Below are 18,759 nucleotides of genomic sequence, written 5' to 3'. Positions count from 1 at the left end.
CAACCGAAGCTGCTCAGCGTGGTCGACTACTGTTGTCGATACGCGGCGAGCAAGCTGATAGTGCCCACAGCCGTAGCGTATGTGGGGTATGGATCACTAGCCTGCATCGAAAATGGCCGACGTCCGCTTAGGGTCCTTCTCTGCGGGTCGTCACTACTGAGTGTGCCGGTCAGCTGAATGCAAACGGTTGGTCAGCACGAATGTAATTGACTGGTCGGTAGCTATGCAAATCAGGAGGGTAAGCACGATGTAATTACCCACCCGATAGGTCAACCAGGTTGTTAAAGGCGCGTCCATACTGCCTGCTCCACCCCTTTTGTGCTGAGCTCGATTCTTCCGGCCGCGATAACCTCGACGCGTTCCAACTCCTGCATCGCAGCAGCTAGTGAAATCCTGAATTTGCGCAATGGACTGAAATACTGGAAGTGGTCCTTCAACCAAGCAAGCTGGAAGCGCTGTACAGTCTCATTCGAAGTCGCGACGAGACGTTGCATTGCTTTGGCCATATCTTGACCTTTGCGAATACGCAGACGCTTCTTCCAATCGATTAACGCGTACTCGCGATTGCGGTAAAGAAAACGCCATATGGGATCGATACGGACGATGTAACTCTCTCGCTCCGGGTCGTAAATAAACTTGTCAATCAGACGGAATGGCTCAGTTCTGCCGATTTCAAGCTTCGGCCTACCCTCCTTGGTCACCTCTACGATCAGCATGGCAAAGTTCAACGCCTTCATCGTACGGTGCAACCACTTGTACTCATAATTCCCAGTGTCCCTGTCTATGGCTTGCAGCAGGCGTGAACGATTGATTGGCACAGCATCACCTAGAGGAGCTTTGATTGCTTCGTGCATCACCTGCATCCAAACATCGGCCTGTGTCTCATCTAGCTGTTCGCCCCAAAAAGTCAGAACAGCGTCCTTTCGGCTGGCCAATACCATTTCCTTGTGCATCTTCTTGCGTCCACGAGCCACCGGCGCAAACAAACTGGAGCGGGCAATATGATTCGGCATTGCGCGACTAATCTCACTTAAGCCGGGCAGAAACAAGGTGGTAGGTGAAAGTGCTACAGCAGGCCTTGGTGGGGCGGACTTTCGTAATTGTTCCAACCGGTCAAGAGGAGAAACCCGGGAACTCATTTTGCAGAGCGGCGCTGCTGAGCAATTTGCGCAGCTTTAGTAGGCCGCCCTGGCCGAGCACGCTGGTGCTCCATCCCAGACGTTGCAAGCTCACCGTCGATAACATGCACAGCCAGCCACGCCTCCACGTCCTGTACACGCCATAGCAAACGCTTGGTGCCTGGGAGACGGCAGATCGGCGGCAGGGCTTGAGGATTACGGGTAACGTCGCTACGGATGCTTGCGACGGATTTTTGTATAAAAGCGGACAGCTGATCGACGGTGAGCAAGGCTTGCATGGGCTGGCACTCTAATCAGCCTGAGCACACTCGTGCTCAAGACTGCAATGGTTTGTGAATGCCAACAGGTTCTTGCAATGCTGCACAGAGCTCACGGTTAGGTTTTCAGAGATTTCTTACCGGTCACGCCGATCATTTTGTCGCTGCGCTTACTGGAAAGTTATCGTCACAAACATACGATCAACGTCTAGACCGGTTACGACGTTCTGGTGTCACAGGCTGGTGTGGAGCACAAGCGACCTCTGCAACCAAGTCTCATACACCCGCACCTCAACGCCTCATTCGGTCACTTGGCTTCGGATATCACAACGTATTGCTAGGCTATTAGGAGTCCACTTTACGGCACAAATTTGGCACACCTGTAATGCATCACAGTGCAAAATCTCGCTCAATCATGCATCAATCTGCAATGATGTAACCAGTTGATCTAAAAGAAAAAACAAGATAATTCCTTAAGAATCAAAGACTCACGAAGCTAGCAATGATTGCAGTTGCACTGCAAAGGGCCGACGGGGAAGGTTTCGCGGATCAGGGAAGGTTGCTGAGACATCGGGGCCTGCTCGATAAACGGGGGACGAGCGATTTTCGCACAAATGAGTATCCAGCGATTTGTTGTGCCGTGTAACGTGAAAATTCCTTAACCCAACACCCCCAACTCTTTGGCCCGCGCCACCGCCTGCGTGCGTCGTTCAACGCCCAGTTTGCTGTTGATATGGCTGGCATGGGTCTTGACCGTGTGCAATGAGATAAACAGCTGATCACTGATTTCCTGGTTCGAGCAGCCTTGGGCAATCAGGCGCAGGACAGCCAATTCACGAGTACTGAGTTGCTCGGTGGCGGGAGCGGACTCCAAGGTAGGTCTGGTAGCCAATGCAGGCAGTTTTTCTGCAAGGTCCTGAGACAAGGTCGTCTGCGCACAGCTTTGCAGTTGTCCGCGAAGCCAGTCCGAATGCTCGGCCAATAGTTTGTCAAACGGTTGCAGAACGCCGCCTGCAGCGGCGTCCAGCGCTTGGTTCAGTGCCTTGCGCGCCTCGGGTTCGCGCCCGCTACCCAGCAACAACGAGACTTTCTGCGTCAGCGCCATCGCACTGAGCAGCTGTCGGCCGGATTGCTGACCCTGTTCGAGCAACGCGTTCAAACGCCCCTCGGCGAGCATCGGCTGCCCCTGAATGAGTTCCAGCAATGCCTGTTGCAGCTCGATGTGCAGGGGGAGTTGCGGGTGGAATTCCGGCGGTGCTGCCGGGTGTCCACCGTTATAGGTTTGCCCCAGTCGCGCCAGCCAGGCTTGCGCAAGATCGATGCGCCCCTGGGCCAGCCAGAGTTCACATTTGACCAAGGTGATCATCGCCAGATAGTAAATCGGCGGCACGTCCCAGATATGCATCAGTCGTTCGGCTTCACCCAGCTCGGCAAAGGCCTTGGCGAATTCGCCACAACTGCCTTCAAGCCGGGCGATGACGCAATGACCGATCAATACGCTGATGTCACGACAGGCTCGCGCCTCGCTCAAGCCCGTCTGCAAGCGCACCCGCGCCGCTTGCGGTTGCATGCGCAGCGCCAGCAGAAAACCTTCGTACAACGTCAGCCGTGCGCGTACGGCGTAGAGTCGTTGCGGTGACAGACCCTGCAGGCGTTGCAGTCCCTGTCGGACTTCATCCAGCGAGCGCAGGATTTCCCCCCGTGCTTGCAGCACGCGTGCGCGGTCGTAGTGGGCCAGCGCTTCGAACAATGGGTTGCCGACCCGTTGCGCCAGCTCCAGCGAATCACGGTTCAACCCGCGCGCGCGCCACAAGTCACCGTCGGCAATGGCCAGGTTGGACAGGGTCGAAAGGCACATCAGCCGCTGGCCGTAACGCTTGCACGGCAGGCTCTCCAGCGCTTCGGTGCAATAACGCAGCGTGAGTTCACGGTTACCGCGGCCACGAGCAATGATCCCGCTCAAGGCCAGCCATTGCGCCAGCATCGACTTCTGCGCGGTGGCGGACGGGGCCGGCAGGAAGCGGCTCAAATGGCTGGCCAGTTCCTCGGCGGCGTCCAGCTGACAAGCCAGCCCCAACGCCCAGCTGTAGAGCACGATCAGTCGTGGTGTACTGATCAGCAGGCTGTCGGGCAAGTCCATTTTCCAGCGCAGCAACATGCCGACATTTTGCTCGGCCAGCAGTTGTTCTTCCGAGAGGTTTTGCACCAGGTTCGCCGCAACGTCCAGATGCCCGGCGCGCAACGCCTGCTCTACCGCTTCATCGAGCAGCCCCTGGGCATTGAACCAGCGACAGGCGCGCAGGTGCAGACTGGCAGCCGGCACCATCGACTGGGCGACAGGCCGCGAGCGCAGCAGATCCGAAAACAGATGGTGGTAGCGATACCAGTGGCCATGCTCGTCCAGCGGCACCAGAAACACTTGATGGGCCGCCAGAAAGCGCAGGATTTCGGCACTGTCATGGGCGTCACGTACGGCATCGCACAATTCGCTGCAGAAGCGCTCCTGAGGCGCCGTATCGTAGAGAAACGCCTGCACCTCGGCCGGCAGGCAATCGATCACCTCTTCAAGCAGGTAGTCGCGGATCAGGCCTTCACCACCGTGAAGCGCCTGGGGCAATGCGCCTTGCGTGCCTGCTTCCGATGCCGCCAGCAGCCAGAAGCGCAATCCCGCCACCCAGCCCTCGCTACGTTGAATCAGGTTCTCCAACGCCTCACCGCGCAAGGAGCTGCTGTGTCGATCGAGCAGGCTCAAGGCTTCATCGTGGGTCAGGCGCAGGTCTTGTTCATGCAGCTCCAGCAGTTGCCGCGACAGGCGCAGCCGTGCCAGATGCCAGTCGGGACGCTGACGGCTGGTGACCATCACCAGCAGGCCATCGGGAAGGTGGTTGAGGAAGAACTGCAGGCAGCGATCAAGAACCGGGCCCTGGGCCAGATGATAGTCATCGAGCACCAGCAACAGCGGCGTCGCCGTCGACAGATGCACGGCCAGCTCGTCGAGCAAGCCGTCCAGCCATTCTTCGAAGGCAAACGGCTGATGGCGCTGACGCATTTTCAACAGTCCGAGGGACTGCCTGCCCAGTTGCGGATAATAATCTTGAAGGCCTTCGAGCAATCGCTCAAGGAATCGACCCGGGTCGCTGTCCCGCGGGCTCAACCCCAGCCAGAGGCTTTGCCAATGCGCCGGTAGCGCCTGGCAGAACTCCACCGCCAATGAACTCTTGCCGAACCCCGCCGGTGCGCTGACCAGCAGCAGCCTGCCGCCGAGCCCCGCACTCAGACGCTCGCACAGTCGCGGCCGCAGCACATGGCCGTCGGGCAATGGCGGTCGGAAAAAGCGCCCGTCCAGCGCGGCGACAGCGACGCTTGCAGGACCTGGTGGGGGGGACAGATCAGTCATGGCCGGCTCTTGTTTGAAATGCGGGTGGCGGCGTTGCAGATGTCCGCAGACTAGCGGTAAACGAGAAGGGAATGAAGGTAATTGCTACAAATGGCTACAAAAAGTCTACGAACCTCAACTGCAGGAGCGAGCTTGCTCTCGATGGGCGTCAACGATTACGCGTGGACTCTGGCAGCCCACGGCGCTTTCGAGCTTTTCGCGAGCAAGCTCGCTTCTACAAAAAGAATCCAAAAAAAACGCCCCGAACCAGTCGGGGCGTTTCAGGAGGATGCGGCCTCGGGTTGCTATGGCTTAGCGAATACCATCCTGGCGCAGGGCGTTCGGCGTGAAGTCCGCAGTGGCGGCGGTGAAGCCGAAGTCATATGCCGACTTCTCTTCGTTCTTCATGCCCAGTGCCAGGTAACGGCCCGATTGCAGGTCGTACAGAGCCTCCAGGGTGTACCACGGTACCTGGACGTTGTAATAGTTCTGGGCATGAGCTTCCGCCACACGCCAGAGTTGATTACGACCGTCGTAGTGGTCGATCACCGCTGCCTGCCAGGTATCTTCATCGATGTAGAAGTCACGCTTGGCGTAAATGTGGCGCTGACCTTCCTTCAAGGTTGCCACCACATGCCAGACCCGGCGCAGCTCGTAGCGAGCCAGATCCTGGTTGATGTGGCCGGCCTTGATGATGTCGCCGTACTTGAGCTTCGGATCATCGAGCTTGTAGGCATCGGAAGCGATGTACATCTCTTTCTTGCCTTCGAGCTTCCAGTCGTAACGATCCGGTGCACCGTTGTACATGTCGAGGTTGTCGGAGGTACGCAGGCCATCGGCAGCGGTACCCGGGCCGTCATAGGACACTTGTGGCGCACGACGCACGCGACGTTGGCCCGCGTTGTAGACCCACGCCGAACGCGGTTCCGCCACTTGGTCGAGGGTCTCGTGCACCAGCAGCACACCACCGGCCAGACGTGCCGGGGCGGTCACTTTCTGCTTGAAGTAGAACAGGATGTTGCCCGGGTTCGCCGGATCGTAATCCTTCATCTTGTCACGGAACACGAACTGGTCCTGGAAATACACCAGGCTGAACGAGCCGTTCGCCTGCGGCGTGGCCTGGGTCACCAGACGAGTCACGCTACCGCCGCGATAGCGGGTGATGTGGTTCCAGATCACTTCGACGCCGCTTTTCGGAATCGGGAACGGTACCGCGGTTTCAAAGTTTTTCAGCCCGTTACCGCCGGAGACCAGCTCCGTGTTGGTGGCGTTCTTCTTGATGGAGGCGAACACGTCATCCGGCACGGTAGCACCGCGATGGGACGGGTAGACCGGCATCTTGTAGGTTTCCGGGTAACGCTTGAACATCGCGTACTGCCCCGGAGCGAGCTTGGTCTTGTACTGGTCAACGTTCTGCGCGGTGATGGTGAACAACGGTTTTTCGCTGGCGTACGGATCGGACAGGAAGCCCTTGCTGTCGACGGTGCCGGCATTTTTCGGCATCGGTTTCCAGGCCGGGATCGAACCGTCGGCGTTACCCGCCGCCTCAGCCCCCATCGGGGTCAGGCTCTTGCCCAATTTGTCCGCTTCGGCCGCCGGAACCGCTGCCATTACGCTGGTCGCCAGCAGGGAAAGCCCCAGGACACCGGCGTGGAACAGACTCTTTGTTATTTTCATGTGTGTACTCGTCCTGAAAATACGGTGCTTAGAAGTTCACGCCGAAGCTGAGCGCAACGAAGTCGCGGTCATCCACGGTGGTGTACTTGCCGTCGAAGAAGTTGGTGTATGCCAGGCTTGCGGTGTAGGTGTTCTGGTACTCGGCGTCGACACCCAGGCTGACCGCTTTGCGACCTTCCTCGAAGTTGCCGCCAGGACCAGGCGAGTAACCTTCCACGTCGTGGGACCAGGCCACGTTCGGCTTGAGGTTCACACCGGCGAAGACGTCGTTGTATTCCCAGATCGCACGACCGCGATAGCCCCACGAAGTCGCCGTGGTGAAGCCTTCGTTGTTGCAATTGCGGCTGAGGTTGTTGGTCGGAGTACCCGGACCGGCACCGTTGATGGTGCTCTGGTTGAGCGCCACGCAAGTGTTGGCGCCGCCGGTGGTCGGCAACTCACCAGGACCGTAGACCGGATCACGGCCATAACGGACGTCGGAGGTGCTTTCCAGGCCGCCGACGTGGGTTACGCCCACTTCGCCCACCAGGGTCAGACGGCTGGCGCCCATGACCTGATCGAAGAAGTGCGTCAGGGTGGTCTGGAACTGGGTGACTTCCTTGCGGCGATAGCCGTGCAGGTCCGAGCCTGGTGGGGCTGAAAGCAGCGAAGCGTTGGCCAGTGCGCCGCCCAATGGACGTACGCCGGCGAACAGAATGTCGGTGGAGTTGAGCTGCACCGGCGCGTTCGGACGGTAGCTGATCTCACCGCTCCACGCCGTACCGGTAGGCAGGGTGGTGGAGAAGCTCAAGCCGTAGAGGCGGATGTCTTCCGGATACTCGACGAAGTAGCTCGAGTTACCCGCGACGATCAGTGGCGCCAGAGCGCGTAATTGCGCCGGCAAGGCTGCTACACCGGCAAAGGTCGACGCCGGAGCACCGGTGGCGCTGAAGATCGGCGCGCGGCTGTGATAGTTCATGAAATAGGCACCGAATTCGGTGTCCAGCGGGTCGAACATGTACTTGAGGGATGCACCCCACTGGCCGCTGTCCCGTGCATCGCGGTCCGGACCACGGCGTACCAGCACACCTTCGTTGTCGACATCGACGCCCAGCCGGGTCAGTGTCGGCAGGGCGGCGGCCGGAATGGTCGAGCGCTTGTTCAGCACGCGCAGGTTGTTATCGCAACCGTCGGCAATGATGTCGGGCTGCGAGAAGAATGTGCCGCAGTTGTCGACGACGGTCTGGTCCCACTCGATCTGGTAGAAAGCGTCGGCCGAAAGATTGTCGGTGAGGCTCTGGGACACATAGAACATGTTGACCGGGATCAGGCCTTCCTTGATCTCGGCACCTGGACGACGGAACGCGGAAACGTCGATCGGGTTGATCGAGTTGATGCCGCTGCCGATGAAAGTACTTTCACCCCAGCTCACCACCTGCTTGCCCAGACGCACGGAACCCGGCTGATCGGCGATGGAGTAGTTGTGGTAGACGAAGGCGTCGAGGATCTGGCCGCCGGCGGATTTGGCGCCTTCCTTGCGGTTGCTGTCGCTGATGTCCTTGAACGGACGGCTTTCATCCTTGAGTTCGAAGTCGTACCAGTATTTGCCACGGACGAAAACGCCGGTGTCACCGTATTTCAACTCAAGGTCATGGATGCCCTTGAAGATTTTCGAGAAGGTTTTACCACTCTCGAAGTTCAAGTGACCGTCGTCGGAAGTCTGGGACAGGCCGCGGCCGCCGTTGTTGACGCCGATAAGGTTCTTGTTGGCGCTCTCAGTAGACCAACTGGCACCGATCGACAGGGATGAGTCGAACTGACCTTCGATTTCACCAACGTTGAAGCTGACGCCGAATGCAGGCCCGGCGAGCGTAGAGGCAAGGCTGACGGCCAGAGGCAGTTTAGCCCGGCGCCAGAACTGGTTTACTGATGTCATCGACGCTACTCCATGTGCATTTTATTGTTATGGCAGTGAGCACTTTTAAAAACGCTTGGATGACAGGGAGCCATGGCATCCCAAAGTCATTCCAAAGTTGCATCGCCCCGGTTTGTGCGTTTGCTCCGTTCTTAAAAATCCTTGAGCGGACTATAGCCAGCAGGTAGTAGTGCTTGATCCCTCTAAAGTGTGATTTGCACCCGCCAGCCACTCTGGAACAGTCCTTTCGCCAGACCGACACCCGTCGGCACGGCAAGGATGGCTGAAAATTCGGATTTGACAAGCCAAGCGCTTGCTTGGTGGGGCTGGCGTGCCTTTTCGGGCACGCCAGAGGAGGCTCAAAGTGTCGAAAGGAAGGTGCTGTTGGTGGCCTGCCATTCGATGATGTCGACACGAATTTTTTTCTTGTCGAGCTTGCCGACACTGGTCTTGGGAATTTCAGTAACAAGGGCGATCTGGCTGGGGATAGCCCACTTGCTCAAGTGCCCCAGTTCCACGAACGGCTTGAGGTGTTCCTTGAGTTCCCGGGCCCCGACTTGATGGCCTTCACGCAACACCAGCAAAGCAAACGGTCGCTCGCCCCACTGTGGATCGGCGATCCCCACCACTGCTACTTCGCGTACCGCCGGGTGACGACTGATCAGGTCTTCGAGGTCGAGAGAGGAGATCCACTCGCCCCCCGTCTTGATCACGTCCTTGATCCGGTCGCGAATGTCGATTACGCCCATGCTGTCCAGCGTCGCCACGTCACCGGTGTGCAACCAGCCCCCGGCCCAGAGTTCGGCGCCTTTCTGCGGTTCGTTGAAATACCCTTCGGTGAGCCACGGCGCACGCAGCACCAGTTCGCCCTGGGTCTCGCCGTCGGCAGGGAGGAAGTTACCCTCGGAGTCGACAATCGCCGCCTCGACCAATGGCCCCGGCACGCCGGCCTTGATCCGGTAAGTTGTGCGCTCGTCTTCGGTACCGGCCATCAACTCGTCGTTGAGATGCGCGCACGATACCAGCGGCCCGGTTTCCGACATGCCGTACGCCGCGGTCAATTGAATGCCTTTGGCCTTGGCCGCGTCATACAACGCGCGATTGAGCGCACTGCCGCCGATGACGATTTTCCAGCCACCGAAGTCGGTGCTTTGCGAAGCCTTGGCGTTGAGGACCATTTGCAGGATGGTCGGCACACAGTGGGAGAAGGTGACCTTTTCCTTGCGCCACAACTCCACCAGAAACTCCGGGTCGTAACGGCCGGGATAAACCTGCTTGAGCCCCAGCATGGTCGCTACATACGGCAGCCCCCAGGCGTGTACGTGGAACATCGGGGTGATAGGCATGTACACATCGTTGGTGCCCAGCAAGCGCACGCTGTCGATCGCGCCCATGATGGTCGACACGCCCATGGTGTGCAGCACCAGTTGCCGATGGGTGAAATACACGCCCTTGGGATTACCCGTGGTGCCGGTGGTATAGAACGTGGTCGCGACCGAGTTTTCGTCGAAGTCCTGGAAGTCATATTGCGGGCTCGCGGCGGCCAGCAGTTGCTCATACTCGCCGACGAGATTCGGCAGGTCAGCTGTTTTTTCCGGCAGGTCGGTCAGCAGCAGGGTTTTCTCGACGGTGGTCAGGTTCCCGGCAATCGCCTTGTACAGGCCTACGAACTCGCTGTTGACCAGCACGTAGCGGTCCTCGGCGTGATTCATGGTGTAGAGGATCTGCTCCGGCGACAGGCGCACGTTGATGGTGTGGATCACGGCGCCGATCATCGGAATGGCGAACATGCATTCCAGATAACGATGACTGTCCCAATCCATGACCGCCACGGTGTCTCCGGGCTTGACCCCGGCCGCCGTCAACACGTTGGCCAGCCGCGCGACCCGTTCGATCAGGGTCGGATAGCTGTAGCGCAACTGGTCGCGGTAAACGATCTCACGGGTTTTCTCATAACGCGTACCGGACATCAGGAGCCGTTTGATCAGCAGCGGATACTGGTAAGCGCCTTCGGCTGGGGGGATAACGCGTGTCTGCAACATAAGAATCCCTTTTCTGACTGCACGGTCGTGGCTGAAAGTAAGCACTTTAGTGCCCCTGATCGCCAGCCAAATCAGCCAAAGGAATGATTTGCAGAGCCGCCCAAATGCTAGCGTTGCGCCAGCATTTGTGGACAGTCGTCGAACGTTACAGTCAGTGCATCTCGGTAAACGCCAGCTTCACGCCGATCGCAATCAACACCGCGCCCATGGTCCGGTCGAACCAGTGGCCCATGCGGGCGAAGCCGGCGCGCACGCGCTGCTGGCTGAACAACATCGCCACCAGGCAGAACCAGACCGCCGTCGCCGCGGCAAGATAAATACCGTAACCGGCCTGCACCGTCAGCGGTGTGTGCGGATTGATCACCACGGTGAACAACGACAGGAAAAACAGCGTGGCTTTCGGATTCAGGCCGTTGGTCACGAAACCCGACGTGTAGGCGCCGCGGGCCGTGCGTTCGCCTATTTCCTTGTGCAGGTCGTCCGTCACGGCCTTGGCCGGTTGCGCCCGCAGCGCCTTGAAGCCGATGTACAGCAGGTACGCGGCGGCGGCCCATTTCAAGGCGTTGAACAGCACGATCGACTGGGACACGATCAGGCCGATCCCCAACAGCGAATAGCCGACATGCAGGAAAATCGCCGAGCCCACGCCCAGCGCCGTCCAGGTACCGGCGCGACGTCCGTGGGTCACGCTCTCACGCACCACAACGGCAAAGTCCGGGCCGGGGCTGGCCACGGCCAGCAGGTGAATCAGGGCAACGGTCAAGAACTCGGTCCAGTACATGGGGGCTCCTTTAGGCCAAGCGTAACTATTTATTTCATCTGGTAGGCTGGGCAGATTACGCCTTCAGTTCACTGCACAAAAGGTACAGTTGATGACGAACATTCGCCGCGCCGTTTTCCTCGACCACCCATCCCTGGATCTGGGCGATCTCGACCTCAGTCCGTTGCGTGGGTGCTTCAGCGAGTTGCAATTGTTCGCCCAGACTTTGCCCGATCAAGTGATCGAACATCTCAAGGGCGCCACTGTCGCCATCACCAACAAGATCCTGATCGACGCTGCCGCCATCGCCGCCAGCCCCGAACTGAAGCTGATCCTGATCACCGCCACCGGCACCAACAACGTCGACCTCGCGGCTGCCCGCGCCCACGGGATTACCGTGTGTAACTGCCAGGGCTACGGCACGCCATCTGTGGCGCAACATACGATCATGCTGCTGCTCAACCTGGCGACGCGCCTGGCCGATTATCAGAAAGCCGTCGGTGAAGGTCGCTGGCAACAGGCGAAGCAGTTCTGCCTGCTGGACTACCCGATCGTCGAGCTGGAAGGCAAAACCCTCGGATTGCTCGGTCACGGTGAACTCGGTGGCGCAGTCGCGAGGCTGGCCGAAGCTTTCGGCATGCGTGTGCTGCTGGGCCAGATCCCGGGGCGCCCTGCCCGTTCCGACCGTTTGCCGCTGGACGAGCTGCTGCCGCAGATCGACGCGCTGACCCTGCACTGCCCACTCAACGAACACACCCGACACTTCATCGGCGCCCGTGAACTGGCCTCGATGAAGCCCGGCGCGTTCGTGGTCAACACCGCCCGTGGTGGCCTGATCGATGAACAAGCGCTGGCCGACGCCTTGCTCAACGGTCATCTGGGTGGCGCCGCCACCGACGTACTGAGCGTCGAGCCACCGGTCAATGGCAACCCCTTGCTGGCCCACGACATCCCACGACTGATCGTTACCCCGCACAACGCCTGGGGCAGTCGCGAAGCGCGGCAGCGAATCGTTGGCCAAGTGACCGAAAACGCCTTGGGATACTTCAGCGGTAAGGCGCTACGGGTCGTCAGTTGATAAACTGCGACACTTTTTTACCACAGGAGCAGTTATGGATCCGCGCAGTGAAGTACTGCTTCGTCAGGCTGAATTATTCCAGGGTCCGGTGTTGCTGGCCGGTTTGCCCGCCGATGATTTGCTCGGCCGCCTGCCCGCCGCTCGCGGCTGGTGCTGGCATGCCGGCGATCAAGCCGCGCTGGACGCACGCTTTGCCGGGCGCAGCGATTTTGGTGTGAACGCGCCTGAATTCGAATTCGAATCCGCCGTAGTGTTTCTGCCCAAATCCAAGGATCTGACCGACTACATCCTCAATGCCGTGGCTTCACGCCTGGAAGGTCGTGAAGTGTTCCTGGTTGGCGAGAAAAAAAGCGGCATCGAAGGTGCGGCCAAGCAACTGAACCCCTTCGGCAAGCCACGCAAGCTCGACAGCGCGCGGCATTGCCAGCTCTGGCAAGTCACCGTGACCAACGCCCCGCAAGCCAAACCGCTGGAAAGCCTGGCCCAGGAATACGAACTGCCGCTGGCCGAAGGCCCGCTCAAAGTCATCAGCCTGCCGGGGGTTTTCAGCCATGGTCGGCTGGATCGCGGCAGCGCGCTGTTGCTGGAGCACCTGGACAAACTGCCGAGCGGCCATTTACTGGACTTCGGTTGCGGTGCCGGGGTGTTGGGGGCTGCGGTAAAACGTCGCTATCCACATAACCAGGTGACGTTGCTGGATGTCGACGCGTTTGCCGCCGCCAGCAGCCGTCTGACCCTGGCTGCCAACGGTCTGGAAGCCGAAGTCATCACTGGCGATGGCATTGACGCGGCACCGATGGGATTGAATGCGATTTTGAGCAATCCACCGTTCCATGTCGGGGTCCACACGGACTATTACGCAACCGAGAATTTGCTGCGAAAAGCGGCCAAACATCTGAAAAACGGTGGCGAACTGCGCTTGGTGGCCAACAGTTTCCTGAAGTATCAACCTTTGATCGAAGAGCATTTGGGCGTGTGCGCGATCAAGGCTGAAGGACAGGGCTTTCGAATCTATCGGGCCAAACGCGGGTAAAATTTTGTACTTGCCCAATCGGATTTGCCTAGGCAGAATCCGCTCCGTCCTAGGGGAGTAGTCTCCCACGAGCAGCATGCTCGTCCGGCATGCGTCAACATACTTGGTCAAAAGACCATGGCGCATGCGACCCAAGCGTCCGCATCAGACGGATCGCAGGGTTTGACAAGACCTATGACACGAACACCTTACCCGGGGCGGGAAGGCTGTACGTGTCATAGCCGTGTCGACCCGCCCCTTAGGAAAACCCCTGATGCTGGATTCACTACTCGTACCCACCGCAATCGTTGCCTTGGCCGAAATCGGCGACAAGACGCAACTGCTCGCGCTCATTCTCGCTGCCCGCTTCCGCAAGCCATGGCCGATCATCGCCGGCATCGTGGCCGCAACCCTGGCCAACCACGCGGCAGCCGGTGCGGTGGGCGCCTGGGTCGGCAGTTTCTTTTCGGACACTTTGTTGCACTGGATCCTCGCGGCGAGCTTCGCAGCGACCGCCCTGTGGACCCTGGTGCCGGACAAGATGGATGACGACGAAGCCAGCACCGCCCGCAAGTTCGGACCGTTCCTGACCACGCTGATTGCGTTTTTCCTGGCGGAAATCGGCGACAAGACCCAGATCGCAACCGTTATGCTCGCCGCGCAGTATCCGGAATTGTGGCTGGTGATCATCGGCACCACCGTCGGCATGCTGATTGCCAACGTACCGGTGGTTCTGGCGGGTAACTTTGCGGCGGATAAATTGCCATTGACGCTGATTCGTCGCCTGGCGGCGTCGGCGTTCTTTATTCTGGCGATTGTTGCGGTGTACAAGGCAATGCAGAGCAGCGGGTGGGTTTGACGCGGTAAATCAGTAACACCGCGTCATTGTTCTTCGTCGGAACGCCGCCCGGCGCTGGCTCGCTCCCACAGGTTTACGCGATCCAACTGTGGGAGCGAGCCTGCTCGCGAAGGCGGCATCAGCCGCACTACATAACTATTTCTTGGCTTGCTCGTAAAGCGGCATCACCTTCGGAATCGCCGCCTGCAACGAAGCAGTCCGGCTGCTGGACGACGGGTGCGTGCTGAGGAATTCCGGCGGGGCACCCTCGCTGGCCTTACTCATTTTGTTCCACAGGGTGATCGCGGCGTTCGGATTGTAGCCGGCGCGCGCAGCCAATTCGAGACCGATCAGATCGGCTTCGTTTTCATTGGAACGACTGTTGGGCAACGTCATGCCGTAGTTGGCCACAGCGTCCGCCAGCGCCAGGCTATCCTGGCCCAGACCGAGCAAGGCACCAGCGCCCTGCTTGGCCATTTCGATACCGTAAGCCTTGGACATCGCTTCTCGACCGTGTTCACGCAAGGCGTGGGCGATTTCATGGCCCATGACCGCGGCCAGTTCATCATCGGTGAGTTTCAGGCTGTCGATCAGCCCGGTGTACACAAAGATCTTGCCGCCAGGCCCACAGTTGGCATTGAGTTCGTCGCTCTTGATCAGATTGACTTCCCATTTCCACTGGGCCGCATCCGGACGGAAGTTCGGCGCCTGGGCAATGAGGCGGTCGGCAATGACCTGAACGCGCTTGGCATCGCTGCTGGTCTTGTCCAACACGCCTTTGTTGGTCGCTTCACCCACTGTCTTCGTATAAGACTGGGAGTACATCTGATTGACCTCTTCCGAGGACAACATACTGAACATGTACTGTTTGCGCTCGACACCCACAGCGCCACCGCTGGTGGTATTCACCGATTGGCAGCCAGCGAGCAGCAGGCTTGCACTCAGCCCACACAAAACCAATAACTTGTTCATCAAAAACTCCTTGAAAACATGTTCATATCCTAGGCGTGGATAGGTATCGGCGCCAGAGACAACGAACGTAAGACGTACATTTCAGACAAAGCTCTCATCGCCGTAGGAAAAAATTCACAAACCCGGGTAAACCACGGCCGATAACGGCCCGGGATGATTCATTTGCGACATCCAACACGCAAAAACAGCCATTTCTCCTGCAGCCGCTCATGTCTGTCGACCCCCCTGCCGATACACCTCCGCAGACGATCTTTTGCGTGCGGAGCACCCATGAAATTCAAGTCAATCCAGTTTTCCGTGGCGGCCCTGGCCGGCGCCATCGTTCTCAGTGTCGTGGCAGCGCTGGTGGTCTACGCGCTGTTTTCCGGCGCCCGGACGCAAGACATGGTCCAGGAACGGACTCAGGCGCAATTCGAGCAAGTCATCGAACAACGTCTGACGTCCCTGGCGCAGACCCAGGTCAGCCAGATACAGCGTGAACTCGAAGCACCGTTGCTGATAGCCGGCGGGCTGGTGCGCGTCAACACGCTGATCGGTACACCGGGGGCCGATGGCCAGCCTGCGCTGAGCCTCAGCCGCGAGCAGTTGATTGGTCTGATCAAGGAAAACGTGGCCAAAAATCCGAAAATCCTCGGCACCTACATTGGCTGGGAAAAAGACGCGCTGGATCACAACGATGCGGCCTACATCGGCACCCATGTAGTGGGCATCGACGCCAGCAACGGGCGCTTCCTGCCCTGGTGGTTCCGCAACGAGGACGGCAGCCTCGGCCTGGACAAACTGGTGGACGTGGACGACCAGAAAACCTTGTCCACCGGCGTGCGCGCCAGCGAGTACTACCTGTGTTCGAAAGAAACCAAAAAATCCTGCGTGATCGATCCGGCGCCCTACAAGGTCGGCGACAAAATCGTCATGCTCGCCTCCTTCATCGAACCGATCATGCTCAACGGCGCCTTCCAGGGCATCGTCGGCGCTGATCTGTCGGTGAACTTCATCCAGGAAATGCTTCTGGGCGCCAATCAGAAACTCTACAGCGGCGCCGGGGAAATGGCCCTGATCGGCGGTAACGGGCGGATCGTTGCCTACACCAAAGACCCGAGTAAATTCGGCGAGAAGGTCAGTGATATCCTCGACAGCCAGCAGATCGCCAACATGGCCAATCTCAAGCGCGGCGAAGTCACCTACACCGTCGACAAGGCTCAGGGCCGGATCGAGTTGTACCTGCCTTTCGGCATCGGTCAGACCGACGCCCGCTGGACCCTGATGCTGCAACTGCCGCTGAATGCGGTGATGGCGGACCTGCAAAAGCTTCAGGCCGACCTGAACACCCAGCGCAAATCCGACACCTTCGGCATGGCCATGGTCGGCCTGCTGATTGCCGGTATCGGTCTGCTCGTGATCTGGCTGGTGGGCCACGGCATTGCCCGCCCACTCAAGCAAATGGTCGCCATGCTCGACGACATCGCGCAAGGCGAAGGCGACCTGACCCGTCGCCTGACCAGCGACCGTTCCGACGAACTGGGTTCGATTGCCAAAGGCTTCAACACCTTCCTGGCCAAATTGCAGGCAATGATCACTCAGGTGGTGACCTCGGTGCAGAGTGTCAGCGATTCATCGGAACACACCGCCGACATCGCCATTCGCACCAACACCGGCGTGCACAAGCAAATGGCCGAGATCGATCAAGTGGCCACCGCCGTGCAGGAAATGACCGCCACCGCCCAGGACGTGGCGCGCAACGCGACCCAGGCCGCGCAAGCCGCCAGCCATGCCGACCTCGCAGCCAGCCAGGGCAAGCAGATTGTCCATGACACTTCGAACTCCATTGGCGCCCTCGCCGTGGAAATCGGCCGTGCGGTCAGCGTGGTGCAGACCCTGGCCAAGGACAGCGAAAACATCAACGCGATCCTCACGGCTATTCGCGGGATTGCCGAACAGACCAACCTGCTGGCCCTGAACGCGGCCATCGAAGCGGCACGGGCCGGCGAACAGGGTCGCGGCTTTGCGGTGGTGGCTGATGAGGTGCGTAACCTGGCGCAGAAGACCCAGAAGGCCACGGAAGAAATCCAGACCATGATTCAGCAGCTGCAACAAGGCACTCGGGATGTGGTGCGGGTCATGGAGGACAGCCAGAACCGCACCGACGAGAGCGTGCAGCACGCAGCCAAAGCGGCCGAAGCCCTGGAAACCATCACCCAAGCGGTGTCGGTCATCAATGACATGAACACACAGATCGCCAGCGCCGCCGAGGAGCAAAGCGCAGTGGCGGACGACATCAACCGCAACGTGATCAACATCGGGCAAGTGGCCAACGAAGTGGCGGGCGGCGCAGATGAATCGAGCGCGGCCAGTGCGGATTTGACCAAATTGGCCGAGCAGCAGCGGCGGTTGATCAATCAGTTCAAGGTCTGATCCAAAGGCCCCTTCGCGAGCAGGCTCGCGAAGGCGTCAGTAGTGACGCCAAATGACTCAACCCGGCGTAAGACACTCCGGCCCATTGAGCTTCGGATCATTCACCATGTTGGCCAAGACCCGCTCGCGCAATGCCGCAGGTTCACTGGCCAGCAGGGCCTGCAAGGCATGCAACGGCGTTTCCGGATCGAGCCAGGCGTCTTGCCCCGCCGCATCGAGAATCAACGGCCGCCGCTGACTGGCAGCCGGCTGAGTAATGACCGCCGTGCTCAGCCACACCTGTTCCTGCACTGGGTACGCCTCCCAGATCGCCGCGAAAAACAGTGACGAGCCCTCTCCCGGCGTCAGCCAGTACGGGCGTTTGCGCGTGGTGCCGCGCCATTCGTAGAAACCGTTGGCCGGCAACAGGCAGCGTCGCTCGCGCAGGGCTTGGCGGAACATCGGCTGCTCGGCCACGGTTTCGGCCCGGGCATGAGCCGGGGTGCGGGATAGATCGGTCAGCCATGGCGGTGTCAGCCCCCAACGCGCACGCGCCAGCTCGCGCTGACCGTCCGCACCGGCACGCAGCATCAACACCGAATCATTGGGGGAAATGTTCCACTGGGCCTGCTGATCGGCGGGGAAGCCAGGCAGGGCCGCGAAGGCGGGGTTCCAGCGAAACAGGGCATAACGTCCACACATGGGGCAACACGACTCTTGATCAAACGAACGGCCAGCCTAACAGACCAGCGTGCCCGGAAAGCTCTCCGGTTCATCACCGGAAAGCGGCAGCGCGGCATTGTACGCACTGATCAACTCGCGGGCGTATTCGGCCTGGTCGTTATCCACCGCCAACCCCAACAGACCGAAGATCGGCAATTCGCCGCTGGCACCGACCAGATCACGTCCCACCAGATGCGCCTCGATGCCCTCACTGGCGAGCATGCCTTGCAGCAACTCGCCTTCCATCAGGTTTTCCGGTTCGTAGATTCGTTGCATAGATGCCCTTATTCGTTCTCGCTGAATACGTCGAGATGCCATTCTTTGCCGTGTACCTGCAACACAAAGGTTATCGGCCGGCAGCACACCTGACAGTCTTCAATATAGGTCTGATCCCCACCGGACAGGTCCAGAGTGGTTTCCACTTCCTCACCACAATACGGACATTCATAAACGGCATTTTCCAGCATCGCGGTCTCCCAGGTGACTTGTGCGTATAATCGCCGGTCTATTTGCAGGGCTATTTTTGTCTGACTACTTTTTCAGACCTTACCCCGCCGGTTTTCGATCAGAACCTTTACTTACCCTAGCCGTTTCTAACAA

Annotated in this window: 14 protein-coding genes, 1 pseudogene and 1 riboswitch; of the genes and pseudogenes, 5 read left to right on the top strand and 10 right to left on the bottom strand. The window is 59.3% G+C overall.

Going from position 1 to position 18,759, the window contains the following annotated elements:
• Positions 1 to 281: 281 nt before the first annotated feature.
• The 6 genes from trfA to FFS64_RS00325 form a co-directional block, all read right to left on the bottom strand.
• On the bottom strand, positions 282 to 1,139 hold the full coding sequence (gene trfA / locus FFS64_RS00355) for a plasmid replication initiator TrfA (RefSeq protein WP_137803764.1): 858 nt from the start codon (positions 1,137 to 1,139) through the stop codon (positions 282 to 284).
• A 915-nt stretch (positions 1,140 to 2,054) separates the two neighbouring features.
• Positions 2,055 to 4,793, bottom strand: coding sequence for a LuxR C-terminal-related transcriptional regulator (locus tag FFS64_RS00345; RefSeq protein ID WP_137803762.1), 2,739 nt, complete (start codon positions 4,791 to 4,793; stop codon positions 2,055 to 2,057).
• A gap of 291 nt (positions 4,794 to 5,084) precedes the next feature.
• Positions 5,085 to 6,449 carry a DUF1329 domain-containing protein gene (locus FFS64_RS00340; RefSeq protein ID WP_137803761.1) on the bottom strand — a complete coding sequence of 455 codons (1,365 nt, stop codon included), beginning with the start codon at positions 6,447 to 6,449 and terminating at the stop codon, positions 5,085 to 5,087.
• A gap of 28 nt (positions 6,450 to 6,477) precedes the next feature.
• Positions 6,478 to 8,364, bottom strand: coding sequence for a DUF1302 domain-containing protein (locus FFS64_RS00335; protein ID WP_137803760.1), 1,887 nt, complete (start codon positions 8,362 to 8,364; stop codon positions 6,478 to 6,480).
• Positions 8,365 to 8,702: 338 nt separating this feature from the next.
• Positions 8,703 to 10,385 carry a fatty acid--CoA ligase gene (locus tag FFS64_RS00330; RefSeq protein WP_137803759.1) on the bottom strand — a complete coding sequence of 561 codons (1,683 nt, stop codon included), beginning with the start codon at positions 10,383 to 10,385 and terminating at the stop codon, positions 8,703 to 8,705.
• Between the two features lie 151 nt (positions 10,386 to 10,536).
• Positions 10,537 to 11,166 (bottom strand): LysE family translocator, encoded by a 630-nt coding sequence (locus FFS64_RS00325; protein ID WP_137803758.1) that lies wholly within the window; start codon positions 11,164 to 11,166, stop codon positions 10,537 to 10,539.
• Between the two features lie 91 nt (positions 11,167 to 11,257).
• On the opposite strand from FFS64_RS00325, the gene FFS64_RS00320 reads away from it, so the two are divergent.
• The 3 genes from FFS64_RS00320 (at position 11,258) to FFS64_RS00310 (ending at position 14,094) form a co-directional block, all read left to right on the top strand.
• On the top strand, positions 11,258 to 12,223 hold the full coding sequence (locus FFS64_RS00320; protein WP_137803757.1) for a 2-hydroxyacid dehydrogenase: 966 nt from the start codon (positions 11,258 to 11,260) through the stop codon (positions 12,221 to 12,223).
• Positions 12,224 to 12,257: 34 nt separating this feature from the next.
• Positions 12,258 to 13,256: a class I SAM-dependent methyltransferase gene (locus FFS64_RS00315; RefSeq protein ID WP_137803756.1), complete on the top strand. Its 999-nt coding sequence runs from the start codon at positions 12,258 to 12,260 to the stop codon at positions 13,254 to 13,256.
• 40 nt (positions 13,257 to 13,296) lie between these two features.
• Positions 13,297 to 13,419: riboswitch (yybP-ykoY riboswitch) on the top strand.
• A gap of 90 nt (positions 13,420 to 13,509) precedes the next feature.
• Positions 13,510 to 14,094 carry a TMEM165/GDT1 family protein gene (locus FFS64_RS00310; protein WP_137803755.1) on the top strand — a complete coding sequence of 195 codons (585 nt, stop codon included), beginning with the start codon at positions 13,510 to 13,512 and terminating at the stop codon, positions 14,092 to 14,094.
• A 135-nt stretch (positions 14,095 to 14,229) separates the two neighbouring features.
• Here the strand turns inward: FFS64_RS00310 and FFS64_RS00305 are convergent, their stop codons facing one another.
• The gene (locus tag FFS64_RS00305; protein ID WP_137803754.1) at positions 14,230 to 15,045 is read right to left on the bottom strand and encodes a M48 family metallopeptidase; all 816 of its coding nucleotides are present in this window, start codon (positions 15,043 to 15,045) and stop codon (positions 14,230 to 14,232) included.
• A gap of 153 nt (positions 15,046 to 15,198) precedes the next feature.
• Here FFS64_RS00305 and FFS64_RS32070 point away from each other — a divergent pair.
• Together FFS64_RS32070 and FFS64_RS32065 are read left to right on the top strand one after the other, a co-directional pair.
• A pseudogene (locus FFS64_RS32070) lies at positions 15,199 to 16,602 on the top strand (HAMP domain-containing protein); the annotation flags it as partial.
• 12 nt (positions 16,603 to 16,614) lie between these two features.
• The gene (locus FFS64_RS32065) at positions 16,615 to 17,457 is read left to right on the top strand and encodes a methyl-accepting chemotaxis protein (protein ID WP_372242155.1); all 843 of its coding nucleotides are present in this window, start codon (positions 16,615 to 16,617) and stop codon (positions 17,455 to 17,457) included.
• A gap of 57 nt (positions 17,458 to 17,514) precedes the next feature.
• Here the strand turns inward: FFS64_RS32065 and FFS64_RS00295 are convergent, their stop codons facing one another.
• The 3 genes from FFS64_RS00295 to FFS64_RS00285 are packed head-to-tail and all read right to left on the bottom strand — an operon-like array spanning position 17,515 to position 18,626.
• Positions 17,515 to 18,138, bottom strand: coding sequence for an SOS response-associated peptidase (locus tag FFS64_RS00295; RefSeq protein WP_095192948.1), 624 nt, complete (start codon positions 18,136 to 18,138; stop codon positions 17,515 to 17,517).
• 36 nt (positions 18,139 to 18,174) lie between these two features.
• Positions 18,175 to 18,435 carry a putative signal transducing protein gene (locus tag FFS64_RS00290; RefSeq protein ID WP_095192947.1) on the bottom strand — a complete coding sequence of 87 codons (261 nt, stop codon included), beginning with the start codon at positions 18,433 to 18,435 and terminating at the stop codon, positions 18,175 to 18,177.
• Positions 18,436 to 18,443: 8 nt separating this feature from the next.
• Positions 18,444 to 18,626 (bottom strand): CPXCG motif-containing cysteine-rich protein, encoded by a 183-nt coding sequence (locus tag FFS64_RS00285; protein WP_137803752.1) that lies wholly within the window; start codon positions 18,624 to 18,626, stop codon positions 18,444 to 18,446.
• Positions 18,627 to 18,759: the final 133 nt, after the last annotated feature.

This window comes from Pseudomonas sp. G(2018), assembly GCF_005502415.1.
Classification (GTDB): Bacteria; Pseudomonadota; Gammaproteobacteria; order Pseudomonadales; family Pseudomonadaceae; genus Aquipseudomonas.
This window is presented reverse-complemented; position numbering and strand designations above follow the sequence as displayed.